Source organism: Acinetobacter sp. CAU_H_29a_1 (genome assembly GCF_058599505.1).
In genome coordinates this window covers 342,583-362,517 of the sequence record NZ_CM178655.1, presented here as the reverse complement: position 1 = coordinate 362,517, position 19,935 = coordinate 342,583, and the positions used below count along the sequence as shown (strand labels likewise).

22 protein-coding genes and 2 pseudogenes are annotated in these 19,935 nt (G+C 41.5%); 11 read left to right on the top strand and 13 right to left on the bottom strand.

Annotated features, from left to right (window positions below):
- Positions 1-247: 247 nt before the first annotated feature.
- Positions 248-610 carry a pirin-like C-terminal cupin domain-containing protein gene (locus AC4MDD_RS01730; RefSeq protein ID WP_005401324.1) on the bottom strand — a complete coding sequence of 121 codons (363 nt, stop codon included), beginning with the start codon at positions 608-610 and terminating at the stop codon, positions 248-250.
- Positions 611-864: 254 nt separating this feature from the next.
- On the opposite strand from AC4MDD_RS01730, the gene AC4MDD_RS01725 reads away from it, so the two are divergent.
- Positions 865-1,527, top strand: coding sequence for an IS1595 family transposase (locus AC4MDD_RS01725; RefSeq protein ID WP_491882220.1), 663 nt, complete (start codon positions 865-867; stop codon positions 1,525-1,527).
- Positions 1,528-1,746: 219 nt separating this feature from the next.
- Here AC4MDD_RS01725 and AC4MDD_RS01720 read toward each other — a convergent pair whose 3' ends face one another.
- A complete protein-coding gene (locus AC4MDD_RS01720; RefSeq protein WP_004978014.1) occupies positions 1,747-2,118 on the bottom strand; it encodes a hypothetical protein in 372 nt (123 codons plus the stop codon).
- A 142-nt stretch (positions 2,119-2,260) separates the two neighbouring features.
- Positions 2,261-3,670: an FAD-binding oxidoreductase gene (locus tag AC4MDD_RS01715; RefSeq protein ID WP_004978025.1), complete on the bottom strand. Its 1,410-nt coding sequence runs from the start codon at positions 3,668-3,670 to the stop codon at positions 2,261-2,263.
- Between the two features lie 364 nt (positions 3,671-4,034).
- On the opposite strand from AC4MDD_RS01715, the gene serA reads away from it, so the two are divergent.
- From serA to AC4MDD_RS01700, 3 genes are all read left to right on the top strand, one after another.
- A complete protein-coding gene (serA, locus tag AC4MDD_RS01710) occupies positions 4,035-5,267 on the top strand; it encodes a phosphoglycerate dehydrogenase (protein ID WP_004691438.1) in 1,233 nt (410 codons plus the stop codon).
- A gap of 138 nt (positions 5,268-5,405) precedes the next feature.
- A complete protein-coding gene (locus tag AC4MDD_RS01705; protein ID WP_005401326.1) occupies positions 5,406-6,281 on the top strand; it encodes an EamA family transporter in 876 nt (291 codons plus the stop codon).
- 178 nt (positions 6,282-6,459) lie between these two features.
- The gene (locus tag AC4MDD_RS01700) at positions 6,460-7,332 is read left to right on the top strand and encodes an EamA family transporter (protein ID WP_005401327.1); all 873 of its coding nucleotides are present in this window, start codon (positions 6,460-6,462) and stop codon (positions 7,330-7,332) included.
- Between the two features lie 41 nt (positions 7,333-7,373).
- Here the strand turns inward: AC4MDD_RS01700 and AC4MDD_RS01695 are convergent, their stop codons facing one another.
- From AC4MDD_RS01695 to truB, 3 genes are all read right to left on the bottom strand, one after another.
- Positions 7,374-7,832 (bottom strand): hemerythrin domain-containing protein, encoded by a 459-nt coding sequence (locus tag AC4MDD_RS01695; protein WP_004978028.1) that lies wholly within the window; start codon positions 7,830-7,832, stop codon positions 7,374-7,376.
- Positions 7,833-7,990: 158 nt separating this feature from the next.
- Positions 7,991-8,758 carry a sulfite exporter TauE/SafE family protein gene (locus tag AC4MDD_RS01690; protein ID WP_005401328.1) on the bottom strand — a complete coding sequence of 256 codons (768 nt, stop codon included), beginning with the start codon at positions 8,756-8,758 and terminating at the stop codon, positions 7,991-7,993.
- 34 nt (positions 8,759-8,792) lie between these two features.
- Positions 8,793-9,698: a tRNA pseudouridine(55) synthase TruB gene (gene truB, locus AC4MDD_RS01685; RefSeq protein WP_005401329.1), complete on the bottom strand. Its 906-nt coding sequence runs from the start codon at positions 9,696-9,698 to the stop codon at positions 8,793-8,795.
- A gap of 154 nt (positions 9,699-9,852) precedes the next feature.
- On the opposite strand from truB, the gene AC4MDD_RS01680 reads away from it, so the two are divergent.
- From AC4MDD_RS01680 to AC4MDD_RS01670, 3 genes are all read left to right on the top strand, one after another.
- Positions 9,853-10,884, top strand: coding sequence for a lipase secretion chaperone (locus AC4MDD_RS01680; RefSeq protein WP_005401330.1), 1,032 nt, complete (start codon positions 9,853-9,855; stop codon positions 10,882-10,884).
- A 66-nt stretch (positions 10,885-10,950) separates the two neighbouring features.
- A complete protein-coding gene (locus AC4MDD_RS01675; RefSeq protein WP_010327633.1) occupies positions 10,951-11,904 on the top strand; it encodes an esterase/lipase family protein in 954 nt (317 codons plus the stop codon).
- Positions 11,905-12,077: 173 nt separating this feature from the next.
- Positions 12,078-12,287, top strand: a complete 210-nt coding sequence (locus AC4MDD_RS01670) for a hypothetical protein (protein ID WP_005401332.1) — start codon at positions 12,078-12,080, stop codon at positions 12,285-12,287.
- Here the strand turns inward: AC4MDD_RS01670 and AC4MDD_RS01665 are convergent.
- Positions 12,284-12,757: pseudogene (locus tag AC4MDD_RS01665) on the bottom strand (IS630 family transposase); the annotation flags it as partial. The gene AC4MDD_RS01670 and the pseudogene AC4MDD_RS01665 sit on opposite strands and share 4 nt — an antisense overlap.
- Positions 12,758-12,774: 17 nt before the next feature.
- Positions 12,775-13,122, bottom strand: coding sequence for an IS630 transposase-related protein (locus tag AC4MDD_RS01660; protein ID WP_039890557.1), 348 nt, complete (start codon positions 13,120-13,122; stop codon positions 12,775-12,777).
- 35 nt (positions 13,123-13,157) lie between these two features.
- Between AC4MDD_RS01660 and AC4MDD_RS01655 the strand changes: the two are divergent.
- Positions 13,158-13,937 (top strand): annotated as a pseudogene (locus tag AC4MDD_RS01655) (esterase/lipase family protein); the annotation flags it as partial.
- A gap of 58 nt (positions 13,938-13,995) precedes the next feature.
- On the opposite strand, the gene rplS reads toward AC4MDD_RS01655, so the two are convergent.
- The 4 genes from rplS to rpsP all read right to left on the bottom strand — a co-directional run bounded on the left by rplS (position 13,996) and on the right by rpsP (position 16,112).
- Positions 13,996-14,370 carry a 50S ribosomal protein L19 gene (rplS, locus tag AC4MDD_RS01650; protein ID WP_004691454.1) on the bottom strand — a complete coding sequence of 125 codons (375 nt, stop codon included), beginning with the start codon at positions 14,368-14,370 and terminating at the stop codon, positions 13,996-13,998.
- A 140-nt stretch (positions 14,371-14,510) separates the two neighbouring features.
- The gene (trmD, locus tag AC4MDD_RS01645) at positions 14,511-15,251 is read right to left on the bottom strand and encodes a tRNA (guanosine(37)-N1)-methyltransferase TrmD (RefSeq protein WP_005401335.1); all 741 of its coding nucleotides are present in this window, start codon (positions 15,249-15,251) and stop codon (positions 14,511-14,513) included.
- 26 nt (positions 15,252-15,277) lie between these two features.
- Positions 15,278-15,826 (bottom strand): ribosome maturation factor RimM, encoded by a 549-nt coding sequence (rimM, locus tag AC4MDD_RS01640; RefSeq protein WP_005401336.1) that lies wholly within the window; start codon positions 15,824-15,826, stop codon positions 15,278-15,280.
- A gap of 28 nt (positions 15,827-15,854) precedes the next feature.
- On the bottom strand, positions 15,855-16,112 hold the full coding sequence (gene rpsP / locus AC4MDD_RS01635) for a 30S ribosomal protein S16 (RefSeq protein ID WP_004718284.1): 258 nt from the start codon (positions 16,110-16,112) through the stop codon (positions 15,855-15,857).
- Positions 16,113-16,574: 462 nt separating this feature from the next.
- On the opposite strand from rpsP, the gene AC4MDD_RS01630 reads away from it, so the two are divergent.
- Positions 16,575-17,507, top strand: a complete 933-nt coding sequence (locus AC4MDD_RS01630) for an IS5-like element ISAjo1 family transposase (protein WP_005401337.1) — start codon at positions 16,575-16,577, stop codon at positions 17,505-17,507.
- Between the two features lie 214 nt (positions 17,508-17,721).
- Here AC4MDD_RS01630 and ispH read toward each other — a convergent pair whose 3' ends face one another.
- A complete protein-coding gene (ispH, locus tag AC4MDD_RS01625; RefSeq protein ID WP_004978047.1) occupies positions 17,722-18,672 on the bottom strand; it encodes a 4-hydroxy-3-methylbut-2-enyl diphosphate reductase in 951 nt (316 codons plus the stop codon).
- Between the two features lie 134 nt (positions 18,673-18,806).
- On the opposite strand from ispH, the gene gmk reads away from it, so the two are divergent.
- A complete protein-coding gene (gene gmk, locus AC4MDD_RS01620) occupies positions 18,807-19,430 on the top strand; it encodes a guanylate kinase (RefSeq protein ID WP_005401338.1) in 624 nt (207 codons plus the stop codon).
- A gap of 77 nt (positions 19,431-19,507) precedes the next feature.
- Positions 19,508-19,789, top strand: coding sequence for a DNA-directed RNA polymerase subunit omega (rpoZ, locus tag AC4MDD_RS01615; protein ID WP_004978050.1), 282 nt, complete (start codon positions 19,508-19,510; stop codon positions 19,787-19,789).
- Positions 19,790-19,935 lie beyond the last annotated feature (146 nt).

Sequence of the window (19,935 nt, the reverse complement as noted above, 5' to 3'; positions counted from 1 at the left end):
GTTATCTACATATAAAATGCGTACAAGCCTGAGCAAAGTCAGTTAGAGGGAGAGACGACTAAGCCCAATGGCAAGCACTGTAAAATTGAATAAAAAATGTATGGGTGCGAGAAATGCACACTGGTTTTACGCTGTATTCACAAAGCGTTTTTAGAAAAGGTGTTATTAAAATAGACTGAGCGGTGACACTGACAAAGCTCAGTTAAGCTATTTTAGCAGTGTTGCATCTGTTTGTATTGTTACTTTTTTAAGTTTCATCTGTCGCATTTGGTTTTGTATTAGGCGCAATAAAATGCCCTTGTTTTAAGTCCTCATACGCCTGTAAAACTTCGTTGAAGGTGTTCATGACAAAATAACCGCGTCCATAAATCGGTTCATTTAAAGGCTGCCCACTGAGTAATAAAAAAGCGCTGTCTTGTACCGCTTGTATTTCGAGATGCTCACCATGATTAGACATGACTGCCATCTGCTGTGCTTCTATCATTTCTCCGCTATTGAGCTGAAGACGACCACTACGGATATACAGCAGTGTCGTCTCACCTTCCGATACAGGTAAAACTGTTTTCGTACCCGCTGTAAGCTGAACATCCAACACGGGGCTTTGTTGCACAAAGATTTCATAACTATATGATTTTAAAAGTTTTGATTATTTTTTGATCCAAAATTAAATTTATTTAAATCAGATGCTTACATATTTATGCAACAAAGCCTTTTCAGTCTTATAGATTACTTTTGTTTTATCAAAAAAATAGCTTTCTTTCTCATATAAAGCACCAAACAGATCATCAAAATTCATGTCACCTTTTAACACATCCCAATTTTCTAGGCTCTAGACTAGCAGAATAGATATGTTAGTCTAGAATCATGATAGAAAACAGTAAATTAAGTCACTATAAGATTAAAAAAATTATTCAGTGCTTTTGCATTGATATTCCTGCTTCTAAAACAGCCTTATTGCTTAACTTGAACCGTAATACCATCAACTATTGGTACATGCTTTTTAGAGAAGCAATCTACGATCATCAAACAGATTTAAGAGCAAAGTTTGTAGGTTCTATTGAAGTTGATGAGAGCTATTTTGGAGCAAAAAGACAACGTGGTTTTCATGGGAAATTGAAGCGAGGTCGAGGTACTTTAAAACAACCTGTATTTGGAATATTTGAAAGGAATGGTCGAGTTTATACAGAAATAGTCCCTGATTGTAAAAAGACTACATTACAACAAGTTATCTTAGGTAAAGTTGCACTTGAAAGTGTAATTTATAGTGATGGTTGGCGTGGATACAATGGTTTGGTAGATGTTGGTTACTCAAAGCATTTTAGAGTAAATCATGGAGCGAATGAATTTGCCAGAGGACAATGTCATATAAATGGAATAGAATCATTCTGGAGCTTTTGTAAAAGAAGGCTAGCAAAGTTCAACGGTATATCAAAAGAGTATTTTGATTATCATCTTAAAGATACAGAATGGCGTTGGATGAGGGAGCCTAATGAGCTAGCAACAGAGTTGTGGGACCTCATTAGGTAAAACTAAGTGCAAATCTGCTAGTCTAGAGCCTTTTCTATTGCTTCCATTGCGACCATAAAATGGTCGTACTTCGTCGGCAAATAGTGCAACAAATCAAAACCGTTCCCAACAATCAAAATATTCATTTTTATAAAACCCCAAAAAGCAAAAAAACGCATCAACCGATACGCTTTTTATGAGGCAAAATTGTCTAAAGTTCAACCATAAATCAAAGATTTATTATGAACACTTCGCTGTTTGGAAGTTCTTGGTATTTTTACCGCGCGCACATTGGTAAGAGGTTTTCGTCGCAGTTTTTTCCCAGTCGCCATCGACCAACTTAAAGTTATACACGGTACGCACCGACTTTACCGAATCATCTAACAACCCTGTTTCAGTCACTTTGACTTCTGCCGCGGTCGGTGACTCCACTGTATTAAAGTATTGACGGATTTCAACCGTAGCCAACTCATTACGCAAATCTGGACGCTCTTTAAGTACCTGAGCCAACGGCGTATCTGACGAACCGACTTTATTCACTAACTCTTTGGTCGTCGCACAACCTGACAAAAGTCCCACACATACGGCTGAAGCTAAAATAAGACGCAACATAAATCCCACCCAAAATTTATTATTTATCAATCTATCATGCCTTTTTTAAGCCTATTACACTATTTAGTAAATGTAATTCAGTCCCTTCAACCATAAAAAAAAGCGCATCACGATGGATGCGCTTTTAAAACTCAATTCAAACTTAAAGGTCGAATAATTTACCAGGGTTCATAATGCCATTTGGATCGAAAACTTGCTTCAATGCCTTCATATATTCAATTTCTTCTGCTGAACGGGTGTAGTCAAGGTATGGCTTTTTGGTCATACCAACACCGTGCTCCGCAGAAATTGAGCCGTCGTATTTTTTCACAGTTTCGAAGACATATTTATTCACCACCTGACATTTGGCAAAGAACTCATCTTTGCTTAAGTCAGCAGGTTTTAAAATATTTAAGTGTAAATTACCGTCACCAATATGACCGAACCAGCAGATTTCAAAGTCTGGGTAGTTACTTGCCACAATCGCATCAATTTCTTTAATAAATGCAGGAACGTGGGTAATCAAAACTGAAATGTCGTTTTTGTATGGTGTAAATGGAGCAATCGACTCAGAAATGTCTTCACGTAAACGCCATAAGCTTTCCACTTGATCGAGGCTTTGGCTCAACACGCCATCCAGTACCCAACCTTGTTCCATGCAGTGCTCAAAAATTTCCATCGCCTTGTCCATAATTGGCTCAAATGGCGCTTCAAATTCTAACAATACATAGAATGGACATTCGGTTTCGAATGGACGTTGTACATGACCATGTGCCAACACTTTTTGCATTGCCAGTTCACCAAAGAACTCAAATGCAGTCAGGTCAATTTTTGCTTGGAAAGCATGAAGTACAGGCATTACAGCATCAAAGTCAGGCACGCCCAATACCATTACTTGAAGGTCTTGCGGTTGGCGTTCCAATTTGATTTCAGCTTCAGTCACTAAGCCTAGTGTCCCTTCACCACCAATGAATAAATGTTGTAGTGCATAACCGGTTGCGTTTTTGATCATGCCTTTGTTCAAACGCAGCACATCACCCTTACCCGTGACTACAGTTAAACCGAGTACCCAGTTACGCGTCATGCCATATTTAATGACTTTAATACCGCCTGCATTGGTGCCAATGTTTCCACCAATTTGACTCGAGCCCGCAGAAGCAAAATCGACTGGGTAATACATGCCTTGCTCTTCAGCATAGTTTTGCAGCTGTTCAGTCACCACACCTGCTTGAACGCGAACCATACGGTCTGCTGGGAAGAATTCCAAGATTTGGTTCATCTTGTCCATGCTTACCACAATTTCACCATTGGCAGCGACTGCACCGGCAGATAAGCCAGTACGACCACCTGATGGTGTAATGGCAACATTGAACTCATTTGCAAGTTTCACAACGGCTTGCACTTGTTCCGTGCTCGATGGAAAAACGATGACTGACGGGTTTGGATCAAAATGTTTGGTATGATCGCGTCCCCAATTTTCAAGGCTATCCGCATCGGTTTTAATGCGGTTTTCACCTACAATTGCTGTCAATTGGGTCAATAACTCTGGGGTTAAAGCGACTGGAGCATTCATCGTTTTCAGACCTTGCAAGAAGTAAACAAGTTGTTTGTGGCGCTAGGGTTCTCTGCATGAAAAGCGCTTCATTTCAGTCTTTCCATGCCCTAAGGCTCAGGCAGTTCGTGAGGATTTAAGCAGCAGTGTGCAACTGGCTTATTTTCACGGAGTCATATTATAAGGCATTTTTTCTGTTTCCCGCAGAAAAAGCTGTTTTATTCAGGATACCTTTGAAATGATTAGTTTAATTAGACCAAAAAGACTTTTTTACGCACTATAGAGGCTAAAAATACCCAGCAGAGTCCGCATAAAGGAAATGTATATCGGGCGCGGTACGTGCTATTATATCGCCACTAAATTTGGCCTTTGTAGCGGAGCCGTAATGAGCCAACATCTTTCACTTCCTAAAGATAAAATTCGTTTCTTGTTGTTAGAAGGCGTTCACCAAAACGCAATCGACACACTAAATGCTGCCGGATACACCAACATCGATTATCGTAAAACAGCGCTTGAAGGTGAAGCGTTGAAAGAAGCGATTAAAGATGCACATTTCATTGGTATTCGTTCCCGTACACAACTCACTGAAGAAGTGTTTGAAGCAGCGAATAAATTAATCGCTGTTGGTTGTTTCTGTATTGGTACCAACCAAGTGAACTTAAATGCTGCGATGGTTCGTGGTATTCCAGTATTTAACGCACCATACTCAAATACACGTTCAGTGGCTGAACTTGTACTTGCTGAAGCTATTCTTCTTCTTCGCCGTGTCCCTGAAAAATCGACAGATACACATGCAGGCGGTTGGAACAAGTCAGCTGTTGGTTCGTTCGAAACTCGTGGTAAAACTTTAGGGATTGTCGGTTACGGTTCAATCGGTTCACAACTTTCTGTCCTTGCTGAAAGCTTAGGTATGAAAGTGATCTACTTCGACACAGTAACGAAACTACCATTAGGTAATGCACGTCAAGTCGGTAGCTTAAACGAACTTTTAGCCAATGCTGATGTCGTTTCTTTGCATGTACCTGATGTTCCTTCTACACGTAACTTCATGACCAAAGAAAAATTTGCACAAATGAAAGAAGGTGCAATCTTCATCAATGCTGCACGTGGTACATGTGTCGTGATTGAAGACTTAGCAGATGCCTTGAAATCAGGTCATGTTGCTGGTGCTGCGGTTGACGTGTTCCCGAAAGAACCAAAAGCCAATGGTGAAGAGTTCATTTCTCCACTACGTAATATTCCAAACGTGATCTTAACCCCTCACGTGGGTGGTTCGACTATGGAAGCTCAAGCGAACATTGGTTTAGAAGTGGCTGAGAAATTCGTTTCTTATTCAGATAAAGGCATGACTTTATCTGCGGTGAACTTCCCAGAAATCGCGTTACCATTGACCGAAGGCAAACACCGTTTACTTCACATCCACAAAAACGTGCCAGGCGTGTTGTCAAAAATCAACAACTTGTTTGCTGAACACGGCATCAACATTTCTGGTCAGTCTCTCATGACCAAAGGTGATGTTGGTTACTTGGTGATGGATGTAGACGCAACAGCATCTCAAGAAGCTTTAGATACTCTACAAGACGTTGAAGGCACAATCCGCGTTCGCGTATTGTTCTAATTCGACTCTATTTAAAAACCACAGCTGCCAAGCTGTGGTTTTTTTATTTTTGAATACTTGTTAAAATTTTATGTGCGACCCAAGCACATTCTCCGCTACTTTTTCCAAGTATTCACTTCCCTATCTAGTATTCCAATAATGCCAAATCTAAAAAGTACTCCCCACCTCCAAGCGACCTTTTTATTGCTGATTGCAATGCTTAGCTTGCAAAGTAGTGGTTCACTGGCCAAAGTTTTGTTTGATCAATTTCCCATTTTAACTGTTTCCGCCATGCGCTTGCTGTTGGGATCAATCATCTTGGCCGTGCTGTTTAAAATTTGGCAGGTTGATTTTAAGCAAGTCAAATATAAAGCCATTCTCAGCTATGGTTTTGCTTTAGCAGGTATGAACCTATTGTTTTATTTATCCATTGCTCGCCTGCCACTCGGCATTGCAGTGTCGTTTGAGTTTATTGGCCCGCTCAGTGTTGCGCTGTTTTATGCCAAACAACGCTTTGACTTTGTTTGGGTCGGGCTGGCTATTTTAGGCTTGGTTTTACTTTTTCCTTTCGACCAAGCAGCTCAACCTTTAGATCCTCTTGGGATCGCATTTGCCCTAGGTGCAGGTGCATGTTGGGCCTTGTATATCGTGGCGGGGCAGCGCCCATCGGGTGTTTCGGGCAACCATACCGTGTGCTTGGGCATGTTTGTCGGCATGCTGATATTAATGCCGCTTGCCCTATTCAGTGGTTTACCCACAAATGTGTTTGAACCCTCAAACCTGATTTATTTCGTGGCTTTAGCAGTTTTAGCCAGCGCTTTGCCTTTTAGCTTGGAAATGATTGCGCTACGCAATTTAACCGCTCTAAGTTTTGGAACGCTCATGAGCCTTGAGCCTGCCATTGCAGCACTATCTGGTTTTGTCTTTCTAGGCGAGCAACTATTGTGGTCACAGTGGCTTGCACTTAGCGTGATTATCATGGCATCTATTGGTTGTACCTATACAGCTCAGAAAAACCGCCAAGCTACAGTTTAAACGATGTAATCCAGAGTTTGAATTTAGCTTTTAAATCCAACGGCTCTATCGATTACTTTTAAATTCATGTCGTTGCATTTCAAAAAATCAGCTTATTCAGCATCCAACTTGGGTTGTGAATCGTTATACTAATCCACCTTCTTAAAATAACAGGTCGCCATGACCTGATGTGTGCATGATGCCTAATTCTCAACTGATGGCAGTGATGTTCATGGTCTTGTCCATGCTGTCCTATCAAATCAGTGCTTCTTTTGCCAAGCAGTTGATTGCCATCCTTGACCCGCTAACCGTGGTGACCCTTAGACTGTGCTTTGCGGCAATTTTAATTGTGCTGATGTTCCGCTCATGGAGCATCATGAAACGCCTACCGCATTTAAAGTGGAAAGATTTACTCAGCTACACGGCAGCCTTATGCCTCATGAATATTTTATTCTACGCTTCGCTGGGTAAACTGCCGCAAGGTATTGCCGTCGGTTTAGAGTTTTTAGGTCCTTTAACTTTAGCGCTACTCTCGATTAAACAACGTCGTGATTATATCTGGGTCGGATTAGCGATTTTAGGCATTGCACTGATGGTGCCGTGGCATCAAGCGAATGCAACCAACTTCTCTTTCTTAGGTGCTGCATTTGCGGTTTCAGCGGGTGCGTGCTGGGCGCTGTATATTTATTTTGGGCAAAAAGTCGTCCGTCAAAATATCGGCATGCATGCCCTCAGTATTGCTATTGTGATCTCAGCCTTGGTGCTACTGCCCATTAGCGCCACGCATAACCCTACAGCGCTAATGCAAACGGAATACTGGCCCAAAGCCTTATTGATTGCACTACTCGCCACAACCATTCCCTATGCTCTAGACCTCATGGCGTTGAAACGTTTAAGTAAACTCAGCTATGGGACGCTTTCAAGTTTGTCACCGGCTTTAGCAGCCTTGGCAGGTTGGTTACTACTGAAAGAACAAATTAGCATGTGGCAAACGTTGGCGCTGGTTTGCATTATGATTGCCTCTGTTGGGGTTACCTTTAGAGCCAAACAGCAAAGTGATGACGCGATTTAATCACAAAAGATGGCACTCGCCATCTTTTGTTTAAAATGGACTTAAACCAAACTGTCTTTTTCAATTTTTTTGTACTTTTTGTATTCCTGCTGATACTGCTTGGCGAGCGCAGTCTTTTGAGCATCGAGTAAAATTTTTCCGGCTTGCTGAAAAAAACCATGCTCCTCTTCTTGTAAGTGATGATGTACAGTTTCCGATAATTTTTTTGCAATTGCCAACCAGCCCGGATTGGAGAACTCCGTCTCGGTCAATTGTTCCAATAACTCATCCATTTTATGGTGTTCTGCCAAAGCATGGCGGGTAATGTTAAGACCCGAATCAGTCATCATTAAAGGGATATAAAAATAACGGTCTTCTGCCACAGCATGGGCAAATAATTCATTTTTAAGGCGTTCAAATAGCTCACGGCGCTCAGGCGTATCCCCTGAAGTTTGGAGTAGTCGTTCAGCCAAATTTCGTTGTATAACGTGACTTTCTCTTAAGGCTTCAAATATATTCATTCTATGCTCCAGTTCAGTTCAACTTAAAACATCATTTTTTATTGAAAAGCTTCTTGGCACAGCATTGAGTGCGCTGTATTGATCTTAAATGCAATAAACGAGAAATGAGGTCACAGACTGCGCGTTTTTTGTAATGAAGTTTTAAAGGTATCGCACCATTACATCAAAAACATTTGATAGCTCAATCTGAGAATTAAAATAGTTACCAAAATAAGAAATAAAATACGAATAAAGCCGCTGCCATATTTCAGCGCCATTTTTACCCCACAAATAGACCCGATCATATTTGCGACGGCCATCGTGCCTCCTACAGCAAAGAGCACATGCCCCGAGGGAATGAAAAAGCTTAGCGCCGCAAGATTGGTCATCACATTGCCAATTTTAGCCAATGCCGCCGCATGCAAAAAATCAACGCGTAAATAGCGAATAAAATAGAAAATAAAGAAACTGCCCGTGCCTGGGCCAAACAAACCATCATAAAAGCCAATGGCTAAACTTCCGAGACCCGCCAACAACAAAATTTTAGGCGTCACAGTTTGCGCCATATGCACTTGCCCAAATTGCTTCTTCATGAGGGTATAGACCGCCATCACAATCAACATGAGCAAGACAAAGGGTTGGAGAACCTCTTTTGGAATCATAGCGACACTAGCCGCGCCCCCAAATGAACTGATGGTGGCACATACTGCGACCACAGCCAAAAGTTTCCATTCAAAGCGAACTTTACGGGCAAAGGAAACGGCTGAAGTGGCTGTACCCACCACTGCCGCTAATTTGTTGGTGCCAAATAAAGTGGCAGGCGCCATCGACGGAAAGGCATTCATCAAAGCGGGAATTTGGATCAGCCCACCACCGCCAACGGCAGCGTCAATTGCGCCTGCACAAAAGGCAAAAAAGATCAGACTGATAATAATGTCAATGTCCACGCCTTATCCTTTTTTACCGAGTGATATATTTCGATTATAGATTTAAAACCCGCTTTGGAACCAATCTTTTCTTATCCGTAACTTCAGCTAAGCCTAAGCATTTTTCCCCATCGAAAACCAAGACCTGTGCTTCGGCCGTATGCTCAGTATTACTTTCCATACCGCGACTAAAGTATTCACTGCGTCCTTCTGGAACTTGTACTTTAGGAAAATGATCTACAGGTGCATATACAGGTAACAACAGTGCTTCGCGCTCTTGTTCAGACAAACTTTCCAAATACTCAATGGTATAACTTGGAATCAGATCAAAATGACCTGTTTTAATACGGTGTAAATAAGTTAAATGACCATAAGTACCCAATGCCTTCGCAATATCTTCGCCTAAAACACGAATATATGTGCCTTTCGAGCAGGTAATATCAAGGGTGACGCTGTCTGCTGTGAATGAAAGCAACTCAATCGCAGAGATGGTAACCGGACGGGCTTCACGCTCAATTTCAATCCCTTTACGGGCTAGCTCATATAAAGGACGACCATCTTTCTTCAAAGCGGAATACATTGGTGGAACTTGCTTAATATCACCCATAAACTGAGCCAAAACGGCTTCAATCAAATCTTCGGTTAACTCAGGTACAGCCTGCTTTAACAGTTGCTCACCTTCTACATCACCTGTGGTGGTACTGTGACCCAGCTGAATGGTGGTTTGGTAGCGCTTCACCGAGTCCAACAAAAAGTGTGAAAACTTGGTCGCTTCGCCCAAACAAATCGGCAGCAGTCCCGATGCCAATGGATCAAGCGCTCCCGTATGCCCCGCCTTTTGCGCACGGTATAACCAACGTACTTTTTGCAATGCCGCATTTGAACTAATCCCCAATGGCTTATTCAATAAAAATACACCATTCACGGCACGGCGCTGGATTTTTGAAGCAGATGATTTCATAACATAGACACGTCTTAAAGCTGCCGCAATACTATCAACCGCTTGTCTAGTTTTACAACTTTTCTGTTGTTTATTTGCTCTTTTGTTTCAGAATAAACTGAGTTCATTCATATGAACCAAATAAAAAATACAATAGGGATGTTAGGCATAGGATATGCAAAAAAAGAAATTATGGCTCATTTTCGCCGTGATCATCGTTGTCATTCTTGGTTTTCTCATTTGGCTCGCACCCAATGCAACTGTTGGCTCAAACCAAGGGCCGATTCGCTCTAGTGCTCAAAATACGACAGGCTTATTACCCGCAGCGTCAGACTTGCCACATGCATCGGGGCTGCCTTTTGTCAGCAACAGCCAACAGGACACTGAAGTCAACTGCCAACTGGTGCTCGACCAAAATAATCGCTTAGTTGTTAATGAACAAACACGTAACTGTTTTGAATATTTCATTACCCAATATGGTGAAAAAAATATTGACCAGATCAAGCAAGATTTTAAAGCCTATATCCAGCAAGGTTATCAAGAACCTGCGCTTAAGCAGATTTTAGATCTTTGGACTCGCTATATAGATTATCGTGTGCAATTGGGTAGCCTGAAGGAGCCAAGCCTAAATAAAGAAGACCCTGAGTACTATCGTAAAATTTTTACTTTGATGAAAAACCTACGTAGCCAGTTCTTTTCCGACTATGAAATCGAAGGCCTCTTTGGCGCTGAAAATACCTACCATGAATATACCTTAGACCGCATGAGCATCATGGCAGATCAGTCCTTAACTGAAGTACAAAAAGCGCAGAAACTGAAAGAGTTGTTTGCTCAACTGCCTGAAGATTGGAAAGAAAACCTAGAACAACTCTCCAAACTCGAAGATCTGCGTAAACTGACCTCAGATATTAAAGCGCGCGGCGGCTCTGCCGAAGAAATTCGCCAAATGCGCCAGAATCTTGTCGGTGCCGAAGCGACCGTACGCTTAGAAAAACTCGACAAAGATCGAAACAATTGGAAATCTCGGGTCAATACCTACTTAGAACAACGCGACAGCATTCTCAACAGCAACATGAGTCAAGACGCGCAGCAGCAAGCCATTCAAAAACTACGTGATCAACAGTTTAATAATTCACAAGAACAACTTCGACTAGGAGCCTTTGAAACCACGCATGACACGGGAGGAAAACTTCCGTTCGCAGATTAAAGCTATACCGTGTTTGACTTTTTCAGGATGAAAAAAATGTTTATAACGAAAAGAATGATACAAACAATGTCACTCGTAGGTCTGGTTACCAGCCTTGGACTCAGCGCAACCACAGCCACAGCTGGATTGCAGACGGTGACTGCAAGCGTAAAAAGTAATTATGCTCAAACTAAATATCCATTGCTATTTACTCATGGCATGTTTGGGTTCAGCCGAGTGGGCGTTGCCGAACTTGGACTAGATTACTGGTATCAAATTTTACCCGACTTGGCTCGAAATGGTGCGACCACCTTTGCAGCACAAATTTCCCCTTTAGAATCAACTGAAGTACGAGGTGAACAGTTACTACAACAAGTTGAAGAGGTCATCGCCCTAACCAATAAACCTAAAGTCAATTTGATTGGGCATAGCCATGGTGGACCAACCATCCGCTATGTAGAAGCAGTTAAACCGCAATATGTGGCCTCACTGACAGGTGTGGGGGCAACGTTTAGAGGTTCAAAAGTCGCGGATAAACTTCTCGCCAATCAAGGTGGAACGCAACTACTCAGTCTAGCGGCGGATTATATTATTGGTCCTATGCTTGCTTATGGGCAAAGTAACCCTGCCTTAAAAAGCAATTTAACAGCATCACTCACCTCAATTAGTGAGCAAGGTTCCAGTGTTTTTAATCAGAAATATCCAACAACAGCACTGGCTTCGGACTGTAACAAGAGCGGTGCAACATCCAGCAATGGCGTGTATTACTATTCGTGGACTGGTACGTCTCAAGTCACGAACATTCTCGATGTCGCAGATAGTGCGATCTCACTGTTGGGGCCTTTGGCCTATGGACATTTAGACAATGATGGTTTAGTGGCACGCTGTAGTACACACTTCGGTAAAGTCATCCGTGATAACTATGACTGGAACCATTTAGATGAGGTCAACCAAGTTATGGGACTACGTGGACTATTTAGCGCAGACCCTGTTGATGTCTATCGCCAACATGCCAATCGCTTAAAAATGCAAGGACTCTAGTTCTATTTTTCCCTTCGAATCTTTAACGTTTCGGAGGGATGCCTCCTAGAATTATCCAGTTACAAACTGTATTTAATTTAATCGGATTTCTCTACGCTCCTCCTCCCTCACCTTTATACTCATTTTTGACAACTTAAATTGTCGTCATAAAAACTAAAAAACGAGGATGATCAATGAAATATGGATTATTGATAGCTGGACTGCTGTCGACCTGCGCACTTGCTGTTACACAAACGCAAGCAGCTGCTTCACAAATTAAATCAAACTACGTTGCCTCTAATTATGCAAAGACCAAATACCCTTTGGTTTTTGCACATGGTATGGGTGGCTGGATTCGAGCAGGAACCGATGAACTTGGTGTGGATTATAGTCAAACCGCTTAATTACCCATACACTCGTTAAAGAAACGACTAAAAAGCTTATCTATTGAGTTAACCAACCATTTTTTCCTTTTTGCTTTCACCCATGCCCACATTTTTTCAATAGGATTAAGGTCAGGACTATAAGGTGGTAACCAAAGTATTTGATGCCCATGTTGGCTTAATAGATCTTGTATATCTGGTCGTTTATGGAAGGCTGCATTGTCCATGACAATTACACTATTCGAGGGTAGTTCTGGTAATAAAAACTGATCTACCCAAAAATAAAATACATCCGAATTTACTTTGCTATCAAATAAACCCACTGCAAATAACTTACCCTCATGGATTGCTCCTATTGCATTGGTTTGATTTTTTAATTGCCAATTATATGTTCCATAACAAGGAGTTCCCTGTTTTGAATAACCATGAGGTCTATGTTCATGAGATTTAAATCCACTTTCATCAAGATAGATGATCGGGTGTTGATACCTTAATCGGTTTAAATCTTTTAAATACTGCTCTCTGAGTTCTGTTTTTGCTTTCGGGTGCCGTAAGGTCTTTTTTTAACTGTAATATTTAGACGCTTGAGCGCATCTCCAATTGTAGAAGTAGCACAACCAAAACGAGCAGCGCGTTCATATTGATAATCATCGGGATATTGCTCAACATCTGCACGTAAGGCATCATCATCAACTTTAGATGGTTTTCTTGGTCGAGTTCTTTTTATTTCGATTCGCTTTTTCCATTCGACAATTGTATTTTTATTAATTTCGAAGTGCTGAGCAACCGCTCGGATAGATTGACCTTCTTCAAGCTTGGCTAATATTTTTTTTCTAAAATGTATTGGATAACTCATATCAGTATTGTATTGGTTTTTTGACGTGTTGACTATATTGGTATCAAATCTTGCCAGATTTAGCCCGTAACGGTGCAAACGCATGGGCAACACGCGTTTCTCCATTCAACACATCTGAAGTTCGTGGTGAACAACTGCTGCAACAAGTTGGTGAAATCTTAGCGATTACAGGAGCACCCAAAGTCAATTTGCTTGGGCATAGTCACGGCGGGCATAGTATTGCTTATGTCTCAAATGTTATGCCCAATAAAATCGCGTCTGCAACAGCCATTTCTAGTCCTTTAAAAGGCTCTCCTGTGGCGGATTTGATTATTTCCGCGCAAGGTACACCGCTAGAACAACCACTGGTGGGCTTAATCAACTTTGGGTCCAAGGCTATTGTTTGGGCACAACAGCAAAACCCAAACTCACTTCCACATGATGCACTCGGTGCGGGTAAAAGTTTAAGTCAAGCTGGGGCTAAAGCTTTTGCACAAAAATATCCACTGGGTATGCCAAAAACAAGCTGTGGTGAAGGTTTAGCGAAAGAAAATGGAATTTATTTTTACTCTTTCTCTGGCAACTCAACGTTGACGAACGTACTTGATCCAGACTCATTACTGGCGGCGACAGGCTTACTCATGCAAGCGCCCAATGATAACGATGGCTTAGTTTCACGTTGTAGTGCCAAGTATGGTAAGACCGTGCGCGATAACTATAATTGGAACCATTTAGATGTGATTAACCAGTTCTTTGGATTACGTTCTATTTTTGCTCCAGACCCTGTTGATGTTTACCGACAACACGCCAACCGATTGAAGCTTCAAGGACTCTAAAATTTAGGCATAAAAAATGCGCCATTGGGCGCATTTTTTACTCGTATAAAACTTAAAATTAAGCTTTAACTTTACGAGCTGGTAACTTTTCACGAATACGTGCAGCTTTACCAGACAATTCACGTAGGTAGTAAAGTTTAGCACGACGAACGTCACCACGACGTTTCACTTCGATTTTAGCAACGATTGGAGAGTGAGTTTGGAAAACACGCTCAACACCAACACCGCTAGAAATTTTACGTACCGTGAACGCAGAGTTCAAGCCACGGTTTTTCTTCGCGATTACAACACCTTCAAATGCCTGAAGACGCTCACGGTCACCCTCTTTTACTTTAACCTGAACGATAACTGTATCGCCTGGTGCAAAAGCTGGGATGTCTTGTTTAAGCTGTGCATTTTCAACAGCTTGTACTAAAGGATGCTTACCGCTCATGGGGTATCTCCAATATGTGCGGGTCAGAAGAGGTCTGATATCCGCTGGGTATAGAGGCTAAATCGCATAGACCCGATTATCTTTCTCTTTATGCTTGACCACTTCAATGCACAAAGAGCCTATTAAAAGAATACTCTGAATTAAGTATTCAAATCTGTTAGCCATTTCTTTTGCTGCTTCGTCAACTCTACATTGTCCACCAACTCAGGTCGGCGTTGTTGTGTTCGTTGATAACGCTGCAAAAACCGCCATTTCTCAATATTGGCATGATGTCCCGACTTTAAGACTTCAGGGACATCCAAACCTTCAAAATGGTCTGGCTTGGTATATTGTGGGCAGTCCAAAAGACCATCCACGAATGAGTCTTGCACATGAGACTGTTCATCAGACATTGCACCCGGAAGTCTCCGAATAATACTGTCTAATAAAACCATCGCAGGAAGTTCTCCACCCGATAAAACGTAATCCCCTATGGACCATTCCTGATCAACATATTTTTGGATCAAACGTTCATCGACCCCTTCATAACGACCACACAGCACAATCAATCCATCATAGTCGACAAATTGTTGTACTGCAGGCTCATTTAAGGTTTTTCCTTGCGGTGACATATACACCACAGGAACATGAACTGCACCTGCTTGCATGGCAAGCTCTTTGGCATGTTGAATTGCTTTTGCCAGAGGCTCAGCCATCATCACCATACCTGGACCACCACCAAATGGACGTTCATCCACTCGTTTGTAGTTGCCCTCAGCATAATCACGAGGATTAATACAAGTTACTTGTACTAAATCACTTTTTGCTGCACGCCCGCTAATACCGTAGGCTGTAATCGCTTCAAACATTTCAGGAAAAAGCGTAATGACTGCAAAAAACATCGCAGACCCCCGTATTTCCAAAATAATTAGTAATCTACGCCCCAATTAACGTAGATACGACCAGCTTCGAGATCAACGCGGTGCACCACATCTTTATGCCATGGAATCATACGTTCTTCAGTATCAATACTGTCTGGTGTTGCGTGAACCACCATCACATCATTGGCACCTGTCTCAAACATTTCATGGATTTTTCCGAGATTTACTTCTTGTTCTTCATCATCCAAACCTAACACTGTTAAGCCTTTCAAATCTGACCAGTAAAACTCATCCATTCCTGCTTTAGGAAGTTGCGCTTTTGAAATCCAAACATTTGCGCCAACTAGGTTATCTGCTGCAGTGCGATCAATGACGCCTTTGAGCGAAACAACTAAGCCTTTGCCATGCGGTTTCCAACGTTTTACATCTATTGTTTGCCAACCTGCTTTGGTTTCAATGTACCAAGGCAGATAGTCAAAGATGTTGCTCATCGGTTCTGTATTGGAATAGATCCAGAGCCACCCATTTAATCCATATGCTGAACGTAACTGTCCAATCTGAATACGATCTTCGGGAACATTCTGTGTTGGTGTCATGGGCTACCTACTACTTAATTAGCAAAAATTATGCAGTAGCTGCAGCTTTCTTAGCTTGAGCAGCTAAAGAAGCAACACGTTCAGATGGTTGAGCACCTTGAGCAACCCAGTGTGCAAAACGATCAGCATCTAAACGAAGTTTTTCTGCTTTACCTTGAGCTGTTGGGTTGAAGAAACCAATACGTTCGATGAAACGACCGTCACGTGCATTACGGCTATCAGTTACAATAACTTGATAGAACGGACGTTTTTTAGCACCACCGCGTGCAAGACGAATAACTACCATGATACAACCTTATAGTTTTTACGGATTATCCCTGCCCCGACCACCGGAACATTTCAAACCCCTTTCATAGAGGGCAATATTTTACGTTATCTTTACTGCGAAAGGAAGATCAAAATTTGTTTATCCACAATTTTGAATTTGGATTTTATCTGCCGTCCCAGTTGGAGGTGGCTGAAGGAGTACAGGCAGAACCGCTATTAATGTCTGTTCCTTTGTGATGTGTGCTGAAATAATAGGACACTTCCACTTGGGAGATTCTAGGCAGCCAACTTGTAAAAGTCCTCTGCCATTTAATTTGGTGTCTTAAAATCTAATCCTTTCTGAATTCTCTGCTGATTATAAAATAGCTCTATCTATGTATTTTGTAATATCTGCTTTAGCTTCTTCTCTAGTTTTATAGTTGCGATGGGCTTTGTTGCACAAAGCTATTCTTAAAGGCTTCTTCAGCAATATAATTTCCAAATGAAGAATCCTGCATCTAAAATTTATCGCACAACGAATTGGTCCTCTTATAACCAAGCTCTAATCAAGCGAGGAAATATTTCAACTTGGTTCGATCCTCAGACTAAATGGTATGCTCAGCCACAGGCTAAGCATGGAAGAAATCAAACTTATTCTGATACAGCAATTCAGTGCTGTTTGATGATCAAATCTATCTTTCGACTTTCTTTGCGTATGGTCACAGGCTTTGTGCAAAGCCTAATTCAACTCAGTGGGTTAAGTTGGACAGCACCAGATTATTCCACACTTTGCAGACGACAAAAGCAGATTGATATTGCGATCAGCTATCAAAAAAGTCATGAAGGATTACATCTATTGATAGACTCAACTGGCCTTAAGTTTTTAGGCGAAGGTGAATGGAAACGTAAGAAACATCAGCCTGAATATCGTCGGCAATGGCGTAAATTACATATTGGTATAGATGCTAGAACCTTGCAAATACGAGCTGTACAGCTGACAACAAATAATGTCAGTGATTCGCAAGTCCTTGGAGATTTACTTGATCAAATCCCATTGGATGAGCAGATTGATTCAGTCTATACAGACGGGGCTTATGACACCAAACAATGCCGTCAGGTCATTGCAGATCGGCAAGCGTATGCAGTGATTCCACCCAGAAAAAATACAAAGCCTTGGAAAGATAACAAAGTTCATTCGCGAGAGCGAAATGAATTACTTCGAACAGTTAAACGTTTCGGCAGGACACTATGGAAAAAATGGTCAGGCTATCATCGGCGAAGTTTGGTCGAAACCAAGATGCATTGCATCAAATTATTGGGGGATAAACTCAGTACGAGAAACTTTCAAAGTCAAGTCAATGAAATGCATGCACGTGTGGCAGTATTAAATAAATTTACGGAGTTAGGTCGACCTCTCACCCAAGTTGTCACTTGAATTTGAGTAGAACAGGGTAAATTTAACTTTTAAATCTTTATGCAACAAAGCCATGTTGTACTAGGAAATTCTGATGCTGCTGGCAACTCTATCCCAGTCACAGTTAAATCCGTCACCCCATCCTCTATCAGTTATCAATAACTAAATGCCCCCTTTTTTTAAAGAAGGGGCATTTTCAACTACATATAAAAACTTATTAAATGAAATTAACACTTTAGGCTTGAGTTACTGCAATACGTAACTCTTTTGGCAAACTAAAGGTAATATTTTCTTCCGTTCCGGCCAGCTCTTGTGGTGGTGTTGCACCCCAGTCTTGTAATCGTTGAATCACTTGCTTAATTAAAATTTCAGGTGCAGATGCACCCGCTGTGACGCCAACTTTAGCAATATTTTCAAACCATGCCTGTTGAAGTTCATCTGCATTATCGACCAAATAAGCCGCTTTACCCATTCGCTCGGCCAATTCTCGTAAACGATTTGAATTCGATGAGTTTGGTGAACCGACCACCAACACCACATCACATTGGGTTGCTAAATCACGCACCGCATCTTGACGATTTTGAGTCGCATAACAAATGTCATCTTTACGCGGCCCTTGAATCTCAGGAAATTTCGCCCGTAAAGCATCAATCACTTTTGCAGTATCATCGATCGATAAAGTTGTTTGAGTCACAAAAGCCACTCGCTCAGGATGATGCACTTGAAGCTCAGCCACGTCTTGTTCATCTTCAACCAAATAAATCGCACCACCATTTTTCAGGTCATATTGCCCCATGGTACCTTCAACTTCAGGGTGGCCTTCATGACCAATTAAGATAGCCTCAACTCCCTCACGAGCATATTTAGTAACTTCAATATGAACCTTGGTCACCAATGGACAGGTTGCATCAAAAACTTTTAAACCACGACGCTCGGCTTCGATCTGTACCGCTTTAGAAACCCCATGCGCACTAAAAATTACAATATTGTCATCGGGTACTTCATCTAGCTCATCGACAAAAATTGCACCCCGTTGACGTAAATCGTCCACGACAAATTTATTGTGTACCACTTCATGTCTTACATAAATGGGGGGATTAAAACACTCAAGTGCACGATTTACGATGGCAATCGCACGGTCAACACCTGCACAAAAACCACGTGGATTGGCCAATACAATTTCCATATGTTCCTCGATACCACTTTTCAATCAGCGGAAACTAATAAAATAAATGCAAACAAAGTGACGCCTTGCTATTTCGTTTAAACCTTGTCTGCTCTAAAATAGAGAAGATATTTTATCATATCAGGAAAAATATCATGTCGGGTCTCTTGTTTGTCGTTTCTGCAGCTTCAGGAACAGGCAAAACATCCCTCGTAAAAGCCCTCCTCGATCGTGTAACGAATCTTCACGTTTCTGTTTCTCATACTACACGTGGGCAACGTCCCGGCGAACTTGATGGTGTACATTACCATTTTACCGAAAAAGACTCATTTTTGGCCTTGGTTGAACAAGGTGGTTTTATTGAATACGCTGAAGTCTTTGGCAATTACTATGGTACAGCTCAAGCTACTGTGAAAGAACAACTCGCGAAAGGTCATGATGTTCTATTAGAAATTGACTGGCAAGGCGCACAGCAAGTTCGCAAGCTTTTTCCTGACTCTAAACAAATTTTCATTTTACCACCAAGCCAGTTTGATCTGCGTCAGCGTCTGTCTAACCGTGGCACAGACTCGGTTGAAGTGATTGAGCGGCGTTTAGGCTGTGCAGTTGAAGACATGCAACAATATGTTAACTTCGACTATGTCATTATCAACGATGACTTTAATAAAGCTTTGCACGATCTTGAGTCTGTGATTATTGCCAATCGTTTAGTCATTACTCAGCAAGCAAGTCGTCATCAGAAAATGATTTCTGAGCTGATCACCCCAGTTGAAAAGTGATTAAAACTTGAGTCTACAGACAAAGCACTTTATACTGCACAGTCTGTTTAATTTTAGCCTTTGTAACGAGAACTCTTATGGCACGCGTAACCGTTGAAGATTGTTTAGACCATGTAGACAACCGCTTTGAGCTTGTACTAGTGGCAAGCAAACGCGCGCGTCAATTGGCACGTCAAGGCATTGAACCTACTGTTGAGTGGGACAATGACAAACCGACTGTTGTTGCATTACGTGAAATCGCAATCGGTCATGTTTCTAAAGATATTTTGAAACAACGTGAGCAAGACTACCAAACTTCGAGTCTTGATCTTGCACTTTCTGCAAACAATTTGAATTTAGATGGTTTTTCTTTCCAATAAGAAAAATTTATCGCTTAAAAGCCTAGTTTTTAACTAGGCTTTTTTATTGGATAACTTTTATATTTGTGCAATACACGTTATAACTAGAAGATAGGATTCATCGTGGTTTAGGTGTATCTTTTTTGCTTTTCTCTCAATGAAAAATT

Coding starts and splice junctions, on each gene's coding strand:
- AC4MDD_RS01725 (WP_491882220.1), top strand. CDS start 865: ATGATAGAAAACAGTAAATTAAGTCACTATAAGATTAAAAAAATTATT.
- AC4MDD_RS01720 (WP_004978014.1), bottom strand. CDS start 2,118: ATGTTGCGTCTTATTTTAGCTTCAGCCGTATGTGTGGGACTTTTGTCA.
- AC4MDD_RS01715 (WP_004978025.1), bottom strand. CDS start 3,670: ATGAATGCTCCAGTCGCTTTAACCCCAGAGTTATTGACCCAATTGACA.
- serA (WP_004691438.1), top strand. CDS start 4,035: ATGAGCCAACATCTTTCACTTCCTAAAGATAAAATTCGTTTCTTGTTG.
- AC4MDD_RS01705 (WP_005401326.1), top strand. CDS start 5,406: ATGCCAAATCTAAAAAGTACTCCCCACCTCCAAGCGACCTTTTTATTG.
- AC4MDD_RS01700 (WP_005401327.1), top strand. CDS start 6,460: ATGCCTAATTCTCAACTGATGGCAGTGATGTTCATGGTCTTGTCCATG.
- AC4MDD_RS01695 (WP_004978028.1), bottom strand. CDS start 7,832: ATGAATATATTTGAAGCCTTAAGAGAAAGTCACGTTATACAACGAAAT.
- truB (WP_005401329.1), bottom strand. CDS start 9,698: ATGAAATCATCTGCTTCAAAAATCCAGCGCCGTGCCGTGAATGGTGTA.
- AC4MDD_RS01680 (WP_005401330.1), top strand. CDS start 9,853: ATGCAAAAAAAGAAATTATGGCTCATTTTCGCCGTGATCATCGTTGTC.
- AC4MDD_RS01675 (WP_010327633.1), top strand. CDS start 10,951: ATGTCACTCGTAGGTCTGGTTACCAGCCTTGGACTCAGCGCAACCACA.
- AC4MDD_RS01670 (WP_005401332.1), top strand. CDS start 12,078: ATGAAATATGGATTATTGATAGCTGGACTGCTGTCGACCTGCGCACTT.
- AC4MDD_RS01660 (WP_039890557.1), bottom strand. CDS start 13,122: ATGAGTTATCCAATACATTTTAGAAAAAAAATATTAGCCAAGCTTGAA.
- rplS (WP_004691454.1), bottom strand. CDS start 14,370: ATGAGCGGTAAGCATCCTTTAGTACAAGCTGTTGAAAATGCACAGCTT.
- trmD (WP_005401335.1), bottom strand. CDS start 15,251: ATGTTTTTTGCAGTCATTACGCTTTTTCCTGAAATGTTTGAAGCGATT.
- rimM (WP_005401336.1), bottom strand. CDS start 15,826: ATGACACCAACACAGAATGTTCCCGAAGATCGTATTCAGATTGGACAG.
- rpsP (WP_004718284.1), bottom strand. CDS start 16,112: ATGGTAGTTATTCGTCTTGCACGCGGTGGTGCTAAAAAACGTCCGTTC.
- AC4MDD_RS01630 (WP_005401337.1), top strand. CDS start 16,575: ATGAAGAATCCTGCATCTAAAATTTATCGCACAACGAATTGGTCCTCT.
- ispH (WP_004978047.1), bottom strand. CDS start 18,672: ATGGAAATTGTATTGGCCAATCCACGTGGTTTTTGTGCAGGTGTTGAC.
- gmk (WP_005401338.1), top strand. CDS start 18,807: ATGTCGGGTCTCTTGTTTGTCGTTTCTGCAGCTTCAGGAACAGGCAAA.
- rpoZ (WP_004978050.1), top strand. CDS start 19,508: ATGGCACGCGTAACCGTTGAAGATTGTTTAGACCATGTAGACAACCGC.